The organism is Variovorax sp. GW821-FHT09D04 (assembly GCF_059416405.1).
This window is the reverse complement of record NZ_JBWKPA010000003.1, coordinates 333,629-349,037: the sequence shown is the minus strand read 5'-3', so window position 1 is coordinate 349,037 and position 15,409 is coordinate 333,629. Positions and strand designations below refer to the sequence as shown.

14 protein-coding genes are annotated in these 15,409 nt (G+C 69.8%); 8 read left to right on the top strand and 6 right to left on the bottom strand.

Annotation, left to right across the window (positions count from 1 at the left end):
• Nucleotides 1–27: 27 nt before the first annotated feature.
• Nucleotides 28–1,482 carry an FAD-dependent oxidoreductase gene (locus AC07O4_RS11975; RefSeq protein ID WP_495304638.1) on the bottom strand — a complete coding sequence of 485 codons (1,455 nt, stop codon included), beginning with the start codon at nucleotides 1,480–1,482 and terminating at the stop codon, nucleotides 28–30.
• Nucleotides 1,483–1,648: 166 nt separating this feature from the next.
• On the opposite strand from AC07O4_RS11975, the gene AC07O4_RS11970 reads away from it, so the two are divergent.
• Together AC07O4_RS11970 and AC07O4_RS11965 are read left to right on the top strand one after the other, a co-directional pair.
• The gene (locus tag AC07O4_RS11970; RefSeq protein ID WP_495304637.1) at nucleotides 1,649–2,644 is read left to right on the top strand and encodes a Bug family tripartite tricarboxylate transporter substrate binding protein; all 996 of its coding nucleotides are present in this window, start codon (nucleotides 1,649–1,651) and stop codon (nucleotides 2,642–2,644) included.
• Nucleotides 2,641–3,645 (top strand): Bug family tripartite tricarboxylate transporter substrate binding protein, encoded by a 1,005-nt coding sequence (locus tag AC07O4_RS11965; protein ID WP_495304636.1) that lies wholly within the window; start codon nucleotides 2,641–2,643, stop codon nucleotides 3,643–3,645. Before AC07O4_RS11970 ends, AC07O4_RS11965 begins: the two co-directional genes overlap by 4 nt.
• 16 nt (nucleotides 3,646–3,661) lie before the next feature.
• Here the strand turns inward: AC07O4_RS11965 and AC07O4_RS11960 are convergent, their stop codons facing one another.
• Together AC07O4_RS11960 and AC07O4_RS11955 are read right to left on the bottom strand one after the other, a co-directional pair.
• Nucleotides 3,662–4,540: an alpha/beta fold hydrolase gene (locus AC07O4_RS11960; protein WP_495304635.1), complete on the bottom strand. Its 879-nt coding sequence runs from the start codon at nucleotides 4,538–4,540 to the stop codon at nucleotides 3,662–3,664.
• A gap of 31 nt (nucleotides 4,541–4,571) precedes the next feature.
• A complete protein-coding gene (locus tag AC07O4_RS11955; RefSeq protein WP_495304634.1) occupies nucleotides 4,572–5,399 on the bottom strand; it encodes a DODA-type extradiol aromatic ring-opening family dioxygenase in 828 nt (275 codons plus the stop codon).
• A gap of 100 nt (nucleotides 5,400–5,499) precedes the next feature.
• Here AC07O4_RS11955 and AC07O4_RS11950 point away from each other — a divergent pair, with 100 nt between their 5' ends.
• On the top strand, nucleotides 5,500–6,435 hold the full coding sequence (locus tag AC07O4_RS11950; RefSeq protein WP_495304633.1) for a LysR family transcriptional regulator: 936 nt from the start codon (nucleotides 5,500–5,502) through the stop codon (nucleotides 6,433–6,435).
• A gap of 94 nt (nucleotides 6,436–6,529) precedes the next feature.
• Nucleotides 6,530–8,386, top strand: a complete 1,857-nt coding sequence (locus tag AC07O4_RS11945; protein WP_495268802.1) for an ABC transporter ATP-binding protein — start codon at nucleotides 6,530–6,532, stop codon at nucleotides 8,384–8,386.
• Between the two features lie 109 nt (nucleotides 8,387–8,495).
• Here AC07O4_RS11945 and AC07O4_RS11940 read toward each other — a convergent pair whose 3' ends face one another.
• Nucleotides 8,496–8,924 carry a VOC family protein gene (locus tag AC07O4_RS11940; protein WP_495271580.1) on the bottom strand — a complete coding sequence of 143 codons (429 nt, stop codon included), beginning with the start codon at nucleotides 8,922–8,924 and terminating at the stop codon, nucleotides 8,496–8,498.
• Nucleotides 8,925–9,009: 85 nt separating this feature from the next.
• Here AC07O4_RS11940 and AC07O4_RS11935 point away from each other — a divergent pair, with 85 nt between their 5' ends.
• Nucleotides 9,010–9,603 carry a TetR/AcrR family transcriptional regulator gene (locus AC07O4_RS11935; RefSeq protein WP_495304632.1) on the top strand — a complete coding sequence of 198 codons (594 nt, stop codon included), beginning with the start codon at nucleotides 9,010–9,012 and terminating at the stop codon, nucleotides 9,601–9,603.
• Here AC07O4_RS11935 and tssF read toward each other — a convergent pair.
• Together tssF and tssE are read right to left on the bottom strand one after the other, a co-directional pair.
• Entirely contained in the window at nucleotides 9,600–11,480 is a 1,881-nt protein-coding gene (gene tssF, locus AC07O4_RS11930) for a type VI secretion system baseplate subunit TssF (RefSeq protein ID WP_495304631.1), read from the bottom strand. The genes AC07O4_RS11935 and tssF overlap by 4 nt on opposite strands.
• Before the next feature lie 62 nt (nucleotides 11,481–11,542).
• Nucleotides 11,543–12,133, bottom strand: coding sequence for a type VI secretion system baseplate subunit TssE (gene tssE, locus AC07O4_RS11925; protein WP_495304630.1), 591 nt, complete (start codon nucleotides 12,131–12,133; stop codon nucleotides 11,543–11,545).
• Here tssE and AC07O4_RS11920 point away from each other — a divergent pair.
• The 3 genes from AC07O4_RS11920 to AC07O4_RS11910 all read left to right on the top strand — a co-directional run bounded on the left by AC07O4_RS11920 (nucleotide 12,132) and on the right by AC07O4_RS11910 (nucleotide 15,405).
• Nucleotides 12,132–12,431 carry a hypothetical protein gene (locus AC07O4_RS11920; RefSeq protein ID WP_495304629.1) on the top strand — a complete coding sequence of 100 codons (300 nt, stop codon included), beginning with the start codon at nucleotides 12,132–12,134 and terminating at the stop codon, nucleotides 12,429–12,431. The two genes, tssE and AC07O4_RS11920, sit on opposite strands and share 2 nt — an antisense overlap.
• Nucleotides 12,432–12,598: 167 nt before the next feature.
• Nucleotides 12,599–13,984 (top strand): DUF2868 domain-containing protein, encoded by a 1,386-nt coding sequence (locus AC07O4_RS11915; RefSeq protein ID WP_495304628.1) that lies wholly within the window; start codon nucleotides 12,599–12,601, stop codon nucleotides 13,982–13,984.
• Nucleotides 13,981–15,405 (top strand): GTPase/DUF3482 domain-containing protein, encoded by a 1,425-nt coding sequence (locus AC07O4_RS11910; protein ID WP_495304627.1) that lies wholly within the window; start codon nucleotides 13,981–13,983, stop codon nucleotides 15,403–15,405. Before AC07O4_RS11915 ends, AC07O4_RS11910 begins: the two co-directional genes overlap by 4 nt.
• The last annotated feature ends 4 nt before the right edge of the window (nucleotides 15,406–15,409 follow it).

Sequence of the window (15,409 nt, the reverse complement as noted above, 5' to 3'; positions counted from 1 at the left end):
CCGGGTTCATGGCAAAAAGGGGCGGGCTCAGGCGCTGGCTTCGACCGCGATGGAGGCCGCGCCCTGCCCGCCTTCAGCCCCGGCCCGCAGATACACGCCCTGCGCCAGCAGCGCGGACTGCAGCGCGCCGGTGTCGACGAAGCGCGGCGCGATGCCGCCCTGCGATGCCAGCGCCGCCGCCACGCCCGCTGCTTGGCCGGTGATCCAGCACTGCGGAATCTCGCGCATGAAGCCGTGCGAGTTGCGGTCGCACGAGATGTGCCGGCCGCAGGCCACGAGGCCGTCGAGCTGCTGCGGCACCAGCGCGCCATAGGGGATGGAGATGTTCGGGAATTTCGGCGACACCGCGGGCGTCACGCCGATCTCGTCCGCCAGCGCCACGCCGTCGGGCCACTGGCTGCGCAGCACCGCGCCCACGCCAGTGAGGCGCCGCGCGTGGCGCACGCCGATCTGCGGCGCGCTCAGCATCAGGTAGGCATCCTCGAAGCCGGGCGCGTGCGCCTTGAAGTAGTCGAGGTGCGCGGCCATGGCACGGTGCGAACGCACCTCGACGGCCGTGAGGTCGTCTACGTCGAGCGCCGAGTAGCCCGACTGGCGCGGCCCCATGAAGAGCGCCACGTCGTTGCGCCACGAGACGAAGGGCCGCTCGAAGAGGCCGAGCTGCTCGCGTCCGCGCGCCATGAAACCGGCGAAGGCCTCGGGCTGGCCGGCCTTGAAGTCGATCCAGCGGTTCATGTCCACGCCGCCGAAGAGCCACGAGGTGTTCATGCAGTGGTGCACGTCGGCTTCTTCGATGTCGTTCACGTAGGCGGCGCCGGCGCGGGCGAACAGGTCGCCGTCGCCGGTGGCATCGACCACCACGTCGGCCATGATGGCCATGCGGCCTTCCTTGCTCTCGAAGACCACGCCCTTGACGGCGCCGTCCTGCACGATCGGGATGGCGGCCCACGAGTGGTAGATGAGCTTGACCTTGCGCTCCAGCACGATCTCCTGCGAGAGCAGCTTCAGGCGCTCGGGGTCGATGGTGGGCGACCAGGTGACGATGCCGTGGTAGGCGGCCGTGCGCTGCGACCAGTGCGCGGCCTTGGCCGCGTCCTGCGAGCCCCAGTCCGCGCGCTGCGGGCCGGCGATGGCGTCGGCGGGCAGGCGGTCGAACAGTTCTTCGGCAAAACCGCGGATCACCAGCTTGCCTTCCCAGTCGGTCATGCGGTCGATCCAGATCACGAGGCCGCCGGTCGACAAGCCGCCCAGGTGGTTGTAGCGCTCGAGCAGCGCCACGTCGGCGCCCGCGCGGGCCGCGGCAGCGGCTGCGGCGGTGCCCGACGGGCCGCCGCCGACCACCAGCACGCCGCAGCGGTGATAGACCGGAATGTTCTTGCCGGGCTCGGCCCAGCTGCCGTGGTCAGGGCGCTTGACGCGGCTGTCGCGGTCGAAGATGTCGGAGGACAGGATGCGCTCGTCGGTGCGGACGACAGTTTTCATGAGATGGGTGTCTTGGATGGGCTGTTTCGTCGTATTTTGATTTCAATGTTCATTTTGTCAAACACAAAAGCCACGAAATGGCCATTGTTCGGGGTATTCCCTAGTCAATATGGATTTTTATGATTTTCTAAATCAATATCAGGAGAACATTCCAACGGAGACATCGATGAAGAAACTCAACGGCACCCGCCGTGCATTCGGCACGGCGCTCGGCGCCGCAGCTTTGCTGGGCCTGGCGCCGCTCGCGTTCGCGCAGGACTTTCCGGCGCGCAACAAACCGATCCGCATCGTCGTGGGCTTCACCGCCGGCGGCGGCACCGACGCGCAGGCGCGCATCGTGGCGCAGAAGCTCGGCGAGGTGCTGGGCACCAGCGTGATCGTCGACAACAAGCCCGGCGCGAGCACCATGCTCGCGGCCAACGAGGTGTCGCGCGCACTGCCCGACGGCTACACGCTGCTGTACGCGCCCTCTTCCACGATGGCGCAGAACCCGCACACCTTCGCGCAGGTGCCCTACGACCCGTTCAAGGACTTCACCGCCATCTCGATGGGCGGGCGCGGGCCGCTGGTGCTGTCGGTCAGCACCTCCGTGCCGGCCCACAACGTGAAGGAACTCGTGGCCTACGTGAAGGCGAACCCCGGCAAGGTGAGCTATGCCTCGTTCGGCGCGGGCACCTCGTCGCACATCTACGGCGAGGCCTTCGTGAAGAAGACCGGCGTCGATGCGGTGCACATCCCCTACAAGGGCGGCTCGGACGCGGCCAAGGACCTGATCGGTGGGCGCGTGCAGTACATGTTCGACTCGGCTTCGTCGGCCATCATCACCTCGGCCACGGGCAAGGTGAAGGTGCTGGCCATCGCGGCGAATGCACGCATCCCGGCGCTGCCCGACGTGCCCACCTTCGCCGAACAAGGCTACGCCGGGCTCGACCTGCCGAGCTGGCTCGGCTTCTACGGGCCGGCGCGCATGCCGGCGCCGGTGGTCGCAAAGCTCAACGCGGCGCTCACGCAGGTGCTCGCGATGCCGCAGGTGCGCGAGTTCTATCGCACGGGCGGCTACGAAGCCGGCGCGACGACGCCGGAAGAATTTGCCGGCATCACGCGCACGACCTACGAGCGCTGGGGCGCGATGGTGCAGCAGGTAGGCTTGGCCAAGCAATGAGCCCTTCTTCTTTCACCACCCGACGCAGCGCGGCCGCATGGCTTGCGCTGGGCGCGATCGCGCTGCCGCTGCCTTCATTCGCGGCCTCACCCGCGGACTTTCCGGTCAAGGGCCGCAGCATCCGCATCGTGCTCGGCCTGGCGGCCGGCGGCGCCTCCGACGCGCAGGCGCGCTTCGTCGCCAACAAGCTCGGCGAGGTGCTGCAGACGCCGGTCATCGTGGAGAACCGGCCAGGCGCGAGCTTCATCCTCGCGACCGAGGAAGTGATCCGCGCGGCGCCCGACGGCTACACCTTCATGTACGCGCCCTCTTCCGTGGTCGCGCAGAACCCGCAGACGCTGGCACAGGTGCGCTACGACCCGTTCAAGGACTTGACGCCCATCTCGCTCGGCGCCCGCGGCCCGCTGGTGCTGACGGTGCACGCGAGCGTGCCGGCGCGCAACGTGCAGGAGCTGGTGGCGTACATCAAGGCCAACCCGGGAAAGATGAGCTACGCCTCGTTCGGCACCGGCACCTCGTCGCACATCTACGGCGAGGCTTTCGCGCGGCAGGCGGGCCTGGACGTGGTGCACGTGCCCTACAAGGGCGGCGCCGATGCGGCGAAGGATTTCCTCGCGGGCCGCGTGCAGTACTACTTCGACGCGGCGCCCAACGCCATCCAGAACACGGCCACTGGCAAGGTGCGCATGCTCGCGGTGGCGGCCCCCAAACGCAGCGCGATGCTGCCCGACGTGCCCACGATGAGCGAGCAAGGCGTGAGCGGCGTCGACATGGCGAGCTGGCTCGGCTTCTACGGCCCGGCGCGCATGCCGGCGCCGGTGGTCGCCAAGCTCAATGCCGCGCTGGCGCAGGTGCTGGCGATGCCGGCCACGCGCGACTTCTTCCGCCAGGGTGCGTACGAAGCCGAATCGTCGACCCCGCAGCAACTGGCCGACCTGACGCGCACGACCTACGACCAGTGGGCCGAGACCATCCGCAAGCTCGGCCTCACGAAGCAGTAACCGGTCGCGGCGAAGTTCAGCCGAAGAACTTCAGCAGCCGCGCATTGGTCTCATCGGCGCGTTCGTACTGCACCCAGTGCCCCGCGCCGTCGATCACCACGCCTTCGCGGCCGGGGCCTTCGCTGGCCAGTTGCGCCACCAGCGGACGCGAATCGGCGGTGACGTCGAACTCGCCCCACAGCAGCAGCGTCGGCACGCCCAGCGTGTCGATCGCGGCCTGCAGGCCGCCCGAGAGCGACACCTCCTTGCTGCGAAAGCGCGTGCCGTGGCACGAGAGGTCGTGGATCTCGAAGGCCAGCGGATCGATGGCGGCGGGCGCGTGCAGCATCAGCGCGCCCAGGTTGTGCATGAGCGCGGCGCGCTCGGTCTCGCGGTCGGGGGCGGCGCGCCAGTTGATCATCTCGACTGTCATGCGGCGCAAGGTGCCATGGCCGCCGCTGCCCATCAGCGCCAGCCGGCGGATCGCGCCGCGCCGCACCGCGAAGCGCGCGGCGGTGAGCCCGCCGAACGAGAAGCCGCCCAGGTCGATGGGCGTGCCGGCACCGATGAGCGCATCGAGCGTGCCGCCGAGCGCGGCCAGGAGCGGCACCAGCGCGTCTTCGCCGGGCGCCACGCGCGGCAGCGCGTCGGAATCATGAAAGCCGGGCATGTCGGGCAGGAGCAGCGTGCGCTGCGCCGACAGCGCCTCGGCGTTGCGCAGCCAGTGCATCCAGCTGCCGTGGCCGCCGTGCAGCAGCACGATGGGCGGCTGCGTCGTGTCGGTGCCGAAGCGGCGCCAGCGCACGCGAATGCCGTCGTGCACCGGGTCGTGCGAGGTGGACAGGGCTTCGATGCGGGCGATCTGGCGCCGGGCTTCGGCGGATTCGCCGGGGGTGGGAAGAGCGGGCGTGGGCATGGCTTCATTCTGCCGCGCGGCCCGCGTGCCTTCAGGCCGCGCCGAACCGGTAGCTCGACACCACGAGCCCGCCCATGAAGGCGTCCTCGTGGTAGACGCGCTCGCCGACGTCGCCCTCGGCCGCGCCGACCGCGACCATCAGCGGAATCAGGTGCTCCTCGCGCGGGTGCGCCACGCGCGCCGACGGGGCCGAGGCCCAGTCCTGCAGGCGTTGCACGCGCGCTTGCGGCGTGGCCTGCACAGAGGTCTCGTCGAGCCAGTCACCGAAGGCCTTCGACACGCCGTGCGCCTGCGGGCCGAAGTTGCGCAGGTTGTGATAACTCAGGCCGCTGCCGACGATGAGCACGTTCTCGTCGCGCAGTGGCGCGATGGCGCGGCCCAGCGCCAGGTGCTCGGCCGGGTCGAGCCCGCGCCGCAGCGACAGCTGCACCACCGGCACCTCGGCGTTCGGGTACATCGCGGCCATCGGCGAGAACATGCCGTGGTCGTAGCCGCGCTCGGGGTCGATCTGCGCCGGCAGGCCGGCGGCGGCGATCAGCGATTGCACGCGCTGCGCGAGCTCGGGCGAACCGGGCGAGGCGTAGCGCACCTCGTAGGTGTGGGCCGGAAAGCCGCCGTAGTCGTAGATCATGGGCGGGCGCGGGTTGCCCTGCACCGTGAACACGGGCGACTCCCAGTGCGCCGAGACCATGAGGATGGCGGCCGGCGTGCGGCCGATCTGGCGCGGCATGTCGGCCAGCGAGGCGGCGAGCTGGTCGTAGGTGGCGCCCATCTCCTTCTTCATCCAGGGCCAGGGGCCGCCGCCGTGCGAGATGAAGTACGTGGGCAGGCGGGAAAGCGTGGGGGTGTCGTGGGTCAAGTCGATGCTCCTTGAAGGCGTTGGATCGACTGTAGACATTTCCTTTCAGGAAATCGACAGGCTACGATGCATCGAATCCTTTCTTCACAGGAAATCATCGATGGACCGCATGACCAGCCTGCGCGTGTTCCGCGAGGTCGTCGAGGCCGGCAGTTTCGTGGCCGCGGCCGAGCGCCTGGGCCTGTCGGCGCCGATGGCCAGCAAGCACGTGGCGCAGCTCGAGAAATCGCTGGGCGCGCGGCTGCTGCACCGCTCCAGCCGCCACCTGAGCCTGACCGAGGCCGGCACCGCCTGGTACGAGCAGAGCCGTCGCGCGCTCGACCTGCTCGACGCGGCCGAGGCCGCCATCGGCCAGACCAGCGACGCGCCGCGCGGCCAGCTCAAGGTGAGCGCGCCCGTCTGGTGCGCCACGCCGCGCTTTGCGCGCGTGCTGGCCGACTACCGCGCGGCGTACCCCGAGGTGCTGGTCGACATGCACCTGGAAAACCGCAAGGTCGATCTCGCGGCCGACGGCTACGACCTGGCCTTGCGCGCCACGCAGGAGCCCTCGCCCGCGCTCATCGCGCGGCCGCTGTGCCGCGTGCCCTTTCATCTTGCAGGAACGCCGACCTACCTGAAGCGCCACGGCGCCCTGCCCGCGGTGCCGGCCGACCTCGCGAAGCTGGGCGCGATCGTGCCCAGCTACGTGAACCTGGACAACCTCGCGCTCAAGGGGCCGGGCGGGCGCATGTTCCCGCTGCGACTCACGCCCGCGATGCGCTCGGACGACACCACGCTCACGCTGCACGCGGTGCGCGCCGACATGGGCATCGCGTACCTGCCCGTGTGGCTCATCGACGACGACCTGGCACAGGGCCGGCTGGTGCGGCTGCTGCCCGCGTTCGAGGCCACGCCGGTCACGCTGTTCGCCGTGTACACGAGCCGGCAGTACATGTCGCCCAAGCTGCGAACTTTCATCGACTTCCTGAGCGCGCGGCTGGGGGGCATGGAAACAAAGGCAGCACGCACCGACGACAGCAAGGTGCGCCGCAGCTGAAGGGTTGCTGAAGGCACCGGCCGCGAACGCACCTTTTCGGGGCAAGGTCATGCATGCAGGGCTACATTCGAAGGCTCTGCTGGAGACCGATTCCTTGTTCCGCTTTTTCGAAAAACTCCTTCCCCCGTACCCCGCCGCCGAACCGACGCTGCCGCCCCAGGGCTTCTTTGCCTTCCTGTGGGCCTGCACGCACGGCGTGCGCGGCAAGATCGCCGCGATGGCGGTGCTCACGGCGGTGATGTCGACCTTCGAGGCCGCGCTGTTCGCGATCCTCGGGCGCATCGTCGACTGGCTCGGCGGCCAGGTGCCGTCCAAGCTGTGGGCCGAGCGCGGCGACACGCTGCTGTGGCTGGCCGCGTTCCTGGTGATCAGCATCGGCGTGGTGGCGCTGCAGACCATCGTGAAGCACCAGACGCTGGCAGTGAACCTGCCGATGCGCCTGCGCTGGAACTTCCACCGCTTGATGCTGGGCCAGAGCATGGCCTTCTACCAGGACGAGTTCGCGGGCCGCATCACGGCCAAGGTGATGCAGACCGCGCTGGCCGTGCGCGAGACCGTGTTCGTGCTGGCCGACGTGCTCGTGGCCATGGGCGTGTACGTGGCCACCATGATCATCCTGGTGGGCGTGCTCGACGCGCAGCTGGTCTGGCCCTTCGTCATCTGGCTGGCGCTGTACATCGCCTCGCTGGTGTACTTCGTGCCGCGCCTGGGCAAGGTCGGCAAGGCGCAGGCCGACGCGCGCGCACTCATGACCGGGCGCGTGACCGACGCTTACACCAACATCGCGACCGTCAAGCTGTTCTCGCACACGCAGCGCGAGGCCGGCTTTGCGCGCGACGCGATGCGCGAGTTCATGAAGACGGGCTACGGCCAGATGCGGCTGGTGAGCGCCTTCGAGATCGTCAACCACACGCTGAGCATGGGCCTGACAGCCGGCATGGCCGGCATGGCGCTGTGGCTGTGGTCGCACGGCACGGTGGGCGTGGGCGCGGTGGCCGCCGCCACGGCGATGGCGCTGCGGCTGCAGGGCATGTCGCACTGGATCATGTGGGAGATGACCAGCCTGTTCGAAAACATCGGCACGGTGCAGGACGGCATGAAGACGCTGTCGCGCCCGCGCACGGTGCTCGACGCGCCCCATGCCACGGTGCTCGACGTGCCGCACGGCGAGGTGCGCTTCGAGCAAGCGAGCTTCCGCTACGGCGACGCGGGCCGCCGCGTGATCGACGACCTGAACCTCGTGGTCAGGCCCGGCGAGAAGATCGGTCTGGTCGGCCGCTCGGGCGCCGGCAAGTCGACGCTGGTGAACCTGCTGCTGCGCTTCCATGACCTGGAGAGCGGCCGCATCCTCATCGACGGGCAGGACATCTCGAAGGTCACGCAGGATTCGCTGCGCATGCACATCGGCATGGTCACGCAAGATACGTCTCTGATGCACCGCTCGGTGGCCGACAACATCGCCTACGGCCGGCCCGACGCCACGCTGGCGCAGATCGAAGCCGCGGCCCGGCGTGCCGAGGCGCACGACTTCATCCAGACGCTGGGCGATGCGGGCGGACGGCGCGGCTACGAGGCGCATGTGGGCGAGCGCGGCGTGAAGCTCTCGGGCGGCCAGCGCCAGCGCGTGGCGATTGCGCGCGTGATGCTGAAAGATGCACCGATCCTTTTGCTCGACGAAGCCACGAGCGCGCTCGACTCCGAGGTCGAAGCCGCGATCCAGCAGAGCCTGTACACGCTGATGGAAGGCAAGACCGTGATCGCGATCGCGCACCGGCTGTCGACCATCGCCGCGATGGATCGGCTCATCGTGCTCGACGAAGGCCGCGTGGTCGAAGAAGGCGACCACCGCACGCTGATGGCCCAGGGCGGCCTGTATGCGCGGCTGTGGGCGCACCAGAGCGGCGGCTTCCTGGGCGACGGACTGGAAGAAGACGAAGCCCTTCGCGCCTGAGCGGGCTCCTTCGTGAAACACCGCGGAACCGGCTTTGCCGGGCCGCAGGTGTTGCCCCCGGAAGGGGGTTGGCGCAGCGACACGAAGTGCGCGAAGCCTGGGGGAGAGCCTAGCTTGGCGACGTGCCGGCCTCGTACAGCGCGACGTATTCACCCGACGGCGGGATCGGCTTGATGATGTCGATCAGCACGCCGTTCGGGTCGCGCGTGATGAAGTGGCGCTGGCCGAAGGCCTCGTCGCGCAGCGACAGCAGGATCGGCAGGCCGGCCGCCTTCAGGCGCTCGTGCACCGCGTCGGGGTCTTCCACCTCGAAGTTCAGCAGCAACCCGCCGGCCACCTGCCCGCGCGCTTCGGCGGGAATGGTCGTGTGGCTGCCGTCGAGCACGGCGAGGTTCACCGAGGCATCGTCCGCCAGCTGCAGGTGCACGTACCAGTCGGTCGTGAACAGCGACGCAAACCCGAAATGCGCCTGGTAGAAGGCCGCGGTGCCGGCCACGTCGTTCGTCATGATCACCGGGTAATAGCTCGTCACTTTCATGGGATGGCTCCTTCGTGGATAAAACATACAAACTGCATGTAAGTTAAATATTAATCCACAAACAGACTGCATGTAAATTAGGGGCATGGCCAAAACCCCGGCACGCACCAACCGCGAACGCACCGAAACCACCCGCCTCGCCCTGACCGAGGCGGCCCGCACGCTCTTCGTCAGCAAGGGCTACGGTGACACCTCCACGCCCGAGATCGCCATGGCCGCCGGCATCACGCGCGGGGCGCTGTACCACCACTTCAACGACAAGCGCGACCTGTTCCGCCAGGTGCTGCTGCTCGAGGCGCAGGCGGTCGCGGCCGACATCGATGCCGCCACGCCCGACGAGCTCGGCCCGCGCGAGGCCCTGCTCGTGGGCAGCGAGGCCTACCTGAAGGCGATGACGGTGCCGGGGCGCACCCGGCTGCTGCTGATCGACGGGCCGGCCGTGTTGGGCCTGGCGGAAATGATGTCAATGGACGACGCCACCTCGGCGAACTCGCTGCGCCAGGCGCTGGCGCGCGCCGGCATGGGCCGCGGCGAGGTGTCGCTCGACGCCCTCGCCCGCCTGCTGTCGGCCGCCTTCGACCGCGCGGCGCTGGAGATCGATGCAGGCGCCGATGCCGCCAAGGTGCGGGCGGCCATGCTGTGGCTGCTCGAGCAGGCCCTTCCGCCGAAGAGAAACTAGACCGCCCCTCGCCCGCCCATGCGCACGGGCCATTTGGCGACCGTGCCGCGCTGCATCGATTCGAGCGTGGTCTGCGTGAACACGTTGATGCTCACGTGGCGCGCGAGGTAGTGCTCCAGCACCAGCCCCAGCAGGTACGGGCTCGTGCCGGAGAACCCTTCTTCGTCGACGCTCAGCGTGCATTGCACGCCGCGCCCGTAGATCAGCGGCCCCGCGCCCGGCAGGCGACGCGTCACGGGCTCGATGCGCGAGCCGACGAGGCAATCGATCTGCCGGCGCAGCACGTCATTGTCGGCGGTGACGAACAGCCGCAACATGTCGCGCAGCGCCTGCGCGCCCTCGCGGTGCGGCATGTCGGCCAGCGACAGGTGGTTGAAGCCCAGCTGGCGGATCAGCCGCCACGCGATCTCGCGCTGCGCGAACGGCGACTTGGGCGTGCTCGGCGCACGGATGAGGCCCACGGCCGACACCGGGATCGAATCGGCCACCGCGAGGTCGGCCTGCCCGTTGCGTGGCACCAGGCACGGCAGGTCGCGGTTGGTGAGCATCGCCTTCACCGACAGGTAGCGCAGGCTCTCGGGGTACGGCGCCTCCTGCTGGTCGACCAGCGACAGGAACACCTCGGTGCCGATGTAGGGCGTGCGCGTGCCGTACTTGCGCGCCGTTTCGGAGACCAGGCGCGGCTCGCGCCGCACCGAGAAGTAGCGGCCGTGGTTGCCCTCGTCTTCGTTGAGCGTCTGGTAGAGCGGGCGGAAGTCGATCTCGGCCGTGGTGCGCGCCTGCTGGCCGGCGATGCGCTGCACCGAATACACCTCGAAGTCCATCGGCCGCGAACGGTCGGGCACGAGATGGAACTCGGTCTGCGCGCTGTCGAGCTCGATGCGGTCGGTGCGCCGCTCGAACAGGTTGACCACCGGCGTGCTGAACAGCGCGAACTGCGCCGCATCGACCAGCGCCCCCAGCGCGCCGGGCGGTTTGCTCAGCAGCACCACGATCTCGACCTCCTTGCCGGGAATGCGCGCCAGCCCCGGCGCGAGCTGCGTGAGCGTGAAGAAGTAGAAGCGCTCGGGGCACGCGAAGTACTCGTGCAGCAGGTTGTGGCCGTGGAAGGTGTTCCACGCCAGCGGCAGCAGGCCTTCGCCCGGCCCCAGCCCTTCGTGCACCAGCGCGCCTTCGGTCACGACGTGCGGCCGGTCCATCAGCTGGCCGGGCTCGCCGATGAAGGTCGCGACCGCCGAGGTGTGCAGCAGCTCGAACAGGTGCGACGCCACCTGCTCGTTGCCGCGCAGGTAGATGGGCAGCCGGTCGAGCCCCGACAGTGCCGAGAAGCCCATCTCGCCCACGATGCGCAGCCGCAGGCGCAGCGCGCCCGTCACCTGCACATGCGGCGGCACGTAGCGCTCCAGCGCCGGGATGTCGGGCGGCGCGCCGGTGAGCCGGGCCTCGGCGATCTCGAAGGGCCACAGCGTCACGTCCTGGCTGGAGCGGAACTCGCAGGGCGTCTGCTCGCCCGCGGGCACGCGCGCATGGAAGGCCGTGCCGCGCGGCACCACGAAGCCGCGCGTGAAGTCGCCCTCCTTCACGCTGGGATGCAGCTGCGCCACGGCCATCGACGGCGTGGGGCTCAGGTAGTTGGGGTATAGCACCTCGAGCAGGCGCTGCGTGAAGCGCGGAAATTCGGCGTCGAGCTTGATCTGCATGCGCGCCGACATGAAGCTGAACGACTCGATGAGCCGCTCCACGTACGGATCGGCCACCTCGATGCCGTGCATGCCCAGGCGGCGTGCGATCTTGGGGTGCGAGGCGGCGAACTCGCTCGCCGCCTCGCGCATGTAGACGAGTTCCCGGTTGTAGTACTCGAGGAGTTGCGGGTCCATGACGGTGAGCCTTCCCTGGCGTGGTTGAAGTAAAGGAGAAATGAAAAAGAGACGGACAGGCTTCAGTCCGCCGCGCCGACGATGCGCATGCGGTTGGTTTCGAGATCGACCGCGCTTTGCACCGTGAACGCCAGCGGGTACGGCTTCAGATGAATGAGCGCGCGGATCTCGAACAGCAGCACGTTGTAGGCCTCGGCCGCGCCGTCTTCCTTCATGAGCGGCACCACCTGCACGCTGTCGGGAATCAGGCGCGGCTCGTAGTCGCGGATGGCGCGGCGGATGATGCGTTCGATGTCCGCCCACTTGCGCTCCGACAGGTAGCTGCCGGCCAGCGGCGGCACGCCGTAGTTGACGGTGGAAGACGCCGCGTCGGCATGGCGCGTGCGGTCGATCAGGTCTTCGGCGTTGGTGGTGTTGAACAGCAGGGCCAGGTCGCGCTGGATGATCTCGCGCATCCGGGCCGGCGTGGCCGTGTACTCCGACGGCAGCTCGGTGGTGCGGCTGGGCGCGTCGTCGCGCAGGCGGTCGAACAGCGTGGGCAGCAGCTGTGCGTTGACGCGCGGTGCGGCGGGTGCATCGGGCCCGCGGGGCGCGCGGGCGCCGGGGTGCGCGGGGTGGGAACCTGTGAACGGGGATTGCTCGGTGAGCCGCATGACCTGGCCTTTTCTGGAAGGGGCAGAGTCTTGCGTGGATGCCCGCCGCTCATTGCAAACAATGGTCACACAGCGGGCCGGGCGTGCACGCCCGCGCTCGCATCGGGCATTTGTCGCCGTGTGCGCGCTTCGCGAGTCCTACAGCACGCGCCGTCCCTCGCCGACACCCGTGCGCCGATTGGCGCCCGATGCTGGGTCATCGCCAACCACAAGGAGCCTTCGCGTGAATTCCATCATCTACATCGTCGGCCTGGTCGTGGTCGTCGTCGCCGTGCTGTCGTTCTTCGGCCTGCGCTGAAACCCGCCGACCGCGCGTCCTTTCTTTTGCTGCACGCGCAGCGCAACGGGGCCGTTCGCGGCCCCGTTGGCCGTGCGCCGGACCTCGCGAAGCGCCGGGCATAATTTGCGCGCCCCGCCGCCGCTTTGCTGCGCCGGGGCGTCATTGGCGAAGAAGAAGGGACCCTGTTGACCACCACCGCACTGCGCGAACCTGCTTTCCCGGATGCGGTGATCACCGAGGCGGTCCGATGGACCGAACAGAACGGCCCGCTCGACGACGCGTCGGCCCTTCGCACCGCGGCCTCGCGCGCAGCCGACGGCCCCCCCCGCATCGTTGAACGCGCCCGCCAGCTCGGCGAGCGCATGGGCCTGCAGGCCGAACTCGCACGCGGCCGGCAATGGGCGCCGTGGGTGCTGCTGGCGCTGGTGGCGCTGGTCGTGATCGCGGGGCTGGGCCTGGCGGGCCAGGTGGTCGGCGGCAACGACCGCCACATCAACGTGATCGTCGCGCTCGTCAGCTTGCTGGGCCTGCATGCGCTCACGCTGCTCTTGTGGCTGGCCGGCCTGTGGCTGCCGTCGGGCACCTTCGGCACGGCCTCGCTGGGCTGGCTGTGGCTGTCGCTCACGGCGCGCGTGGCGGGCGGCCAGCGCGGCCAGGCGCCGCAGTTGGTGCGCGCGGCCACCGGGCTGCTGACACGCGCCCGCCTGTTGCCCTGGGCCTTCGGGCTCGTGAGCCACGGCATCTGGGCGCTGTCGTTCGCCGTGGTGCTGGCCGCGATGCTGTTCGCCCTCGCCTTTCACAGCTACACGCTGAGCTGGGAAACCACCATCCTCGAACCCGCCTTCTTTGTGCGCGTGGTGCAGGCGCTGGGCTGGCTGCCGGCGCAGTTCGGATTTCCCGTGCCCGATGCGGCCACGGTGCAATCGGCCACACCCGTCGCCGCGGCCCAGCGCACCTGGGCGCTGTGGCTCACCGGCTGCATCGCGGTGTACGGCCTGCTGCCGCGCCTGGTGCTGGTGCTGCTGAGCGCCGCCGTCTGCCGCCACCGTCGCCCTGCCTTGCAGCCCGACTGGCAGGCGCCCTACTACCGCAAGCTGCTGGCCCGCTTCGCCGCGCTGGCGCCGCCCGCCATCGTCGATGCCGACCCGGGCCGCGCGCACCCCGCCGCGCCGACGGGCCTGCCGGCTTCCGAGCAGCACGATGGCCTGTTCGTCGTCGGCTTCGAACTGCCGCCCGACCTGCCCTGGCCGCCCGCCGGCTTGCCAGCATCGGCAGTCCGCATCGACGGCAGCGCCCCGGCGCGCCGCGCGCTGCTCGACCAGCTCGCGCAGGTCCACCCGCGCACCGTGCTGCTGGTCTGCCACGCGGCCTCGAGCCCCGACCGTGGCACCGAGCGTTTCCTGCGCGAGGTGCTGGCGCATTGCGGCGAATGCCGCCTCTGGCTGGCCGACGCGCCCAACGCCGCCGCCACGCAACGCTGGCGCGACTGGCTGCGCGACGCCGGGCTGGCCCACGTGGTCGCGAGCGACCGGCTCGATGCCGTCTTCACGGAAGGCACCGCCACCGCATGACCACCCCGATCCCGATCCGCATTGCCGTCGTCGGCCACACCAACGCGGGCAAGACCTCGCTGCTGCGCACGCTCACGCGTCGCGTGAATTTCGGCGAGGTGTCGCAGCGCCCCGGCACCACGCGCCATGTCGAGTCGGTCGATCTCGAGGTGAACGGCCAGCCGGCCGTGCGCTTCCTCGACACGCCGGGCCTCGAAGACGCGGTCGCGCTGCGCGAGCACCTCGCCGGGCTCGACGCCGCCCAGCAGGCCACGCCGCCCGAGCGCATCCGCCGCTTTCTGCAGGGCCCCGAGGCGCACGGCGTGTTCGAGCAGGAGGCCAAGGTGCTGCGCGCGATGCTCGACATCGACGCCGCCTTTCTCGTGATCGACGTGCGCGAGCCGGTGCTGCCCAAGTTCCGCGACGAGATCGAACTCTTGAACTCCTGCGCGCGCCCGGTGCTGCCGGTGCTCAACTTCGTGCGCGACGCCGCCAGCCGCGAGCCGGCCTGGAAAGAACTGCTCTCGGCCTACGGCCTGCACGTGCAGGTGCGTTTCGATGCGGCGGCGCCGTTCGTGGGCGCCGAGCACGACCTCTACAACGACCTGGCCACCCTGCTGCGCGACCGCCGCGACGCGCTGCGCGGCGTGGTCGACGCGCTCGACGCCGAGGCCGACGCGCGCCGCCAGTCGGCCTGCACGCGCATCGCGGACCTGCTGGTCGATGCCGCGGCCATCCGCCGCACCGTGCCGGCCGCCGAGTTCGCCGACGCCACGCGCCGCCAGGCGCTGGTCGCCGGCGTGCAGAAGGACGTGTTCGACAAGGCCCAGCGCTGCACCGACGACCTGCTCGCGCTCTACGGCTTTCGCCAGGGCGACGCCGACGAGGCGCCGCTGCCAATCATCGAAGGCCGCTGGACGCTCGACTTCTTCAACCCCGAGGCGATGAAGGACGCGGGCCTGCGCCTGGGCAAGGGCGCGGTCATCGGCGCGGCCGTGGGCGTGGTGGCCGACCTCGCGGTGGCGGGCCTGTCGCTGGGCGCGGGCGCGGCATTGGGCGGCGCCATCGGCGGCGCGGTGTCGCAGGGCTGGGGTCCGCTCGGGCGCAAGCTGGCCAACAAGCTGCGCGACATGCACGAGCTCACGGTGGAAGACAGCGTGCTGTTCACGCTCGCGGCATGGCAGCTGCAGCTGGCGCAGGCGCTGGAGCGGCGCGGCCATGCGGCCGTCGAGCGCATCCGGGCCGAGGCCCCGTCGGCGGACGAGGACGACACGCTCATGCGTGCCGCCGCGGGCGCGGTGCGTGCGGTGCAACCAGCGCGCAGCCATCCCGAATGGGAATCGACCGGCGCCCTCACGCGCAGCTTCTGGCGCCCCGCGCCGCAGCGCGAGGCGCTGGCCGGCACGCTGTCGAGCGAACTCCGGCGCGCCTTCGACGCCTGAGGCC

Excerpts from the sequence above, each read along its gene's own strand:
- AC07O4_RS11975 (WP_495304638.1), bottom strand. The coding sequence starts at position 1,482 with ATGAAAACTGTCGTCCGCACCGACGAGCGCATCCTGTCCTCCGACATC.
- AC07O4_RS11970 (WP_495304637.1), top strand. The coding sequence starts at position 1,649 with ATGAAGAAACTCAACGGCACCCGCCGTGCATTCGGCACGGCGCTCGGC.
- AC07O4_RS11965 (WP_495304636.1), top strand. The coding sequence starts at position 2,641 with ATGAGCCCTTCTTCTTTCACCACCCGACGCAGCGCGGCCGCATGGCTT.
- AC07O4_RS11960 (WP_495304635.1), bottom strand. The coding sequence starts at position 4,540 with ATGCCCACGCCCGCTCTTCCCACCCCCGGCGAATCCGCCGAAGCCCGG.
- AC07O4_RS11950 (WP_495304633.1), top strand. The coding sequence starts at position 5,500 with ATGGACCGCATGACCAGCCTGCGCGTGTTCCGCGAGGTCGTCGAGGCC.
- AC07O4_RS11940 (WP_495271580.1), bottom strand. The coding sequence starts at position 8,924 with ATGAAAGTGACGAGCTATTACCCGGTGATCATGACGAACGACGTGGCC.
- AC07O4_RS11935 (WP_495304632.1), top strand. The coding sequence starts at position 9,010 with ATGGCCAAAACCCCGGCACGCACCAACCGCGAACGCACCGAAACCACC.
- tssF (WP_495304631.1), bottom strand. The coding sequence starts at position 11,480 with ATGGACCCGCAACTCCTCGAGTACTACAACCGGGAACTCGTCTACATG.
- AC07O4_RS11920 (WP_495304629.1), top strand. The coding sequence starts at position 12,132 with ATGACCTGGCCTTTTCTGGAAGGGGCAGAGTCTTGCGTGGATGCCCGC.
- tssE (WP_495304630.1), bottom strand. The coding sequence starts at position 12,133 with ATGCGGCTCACCGAGCAATCCCCGTTCACAGGTTCCCACCCCGCGCAC.
- AC07O4_RS11910 (WP_495304627.1), top strand. The coding sequence starts at position 13,981 with ATGACCACCCCGATCCCGATCCGCATTGCCGTCGTCGGCCACACCAAC.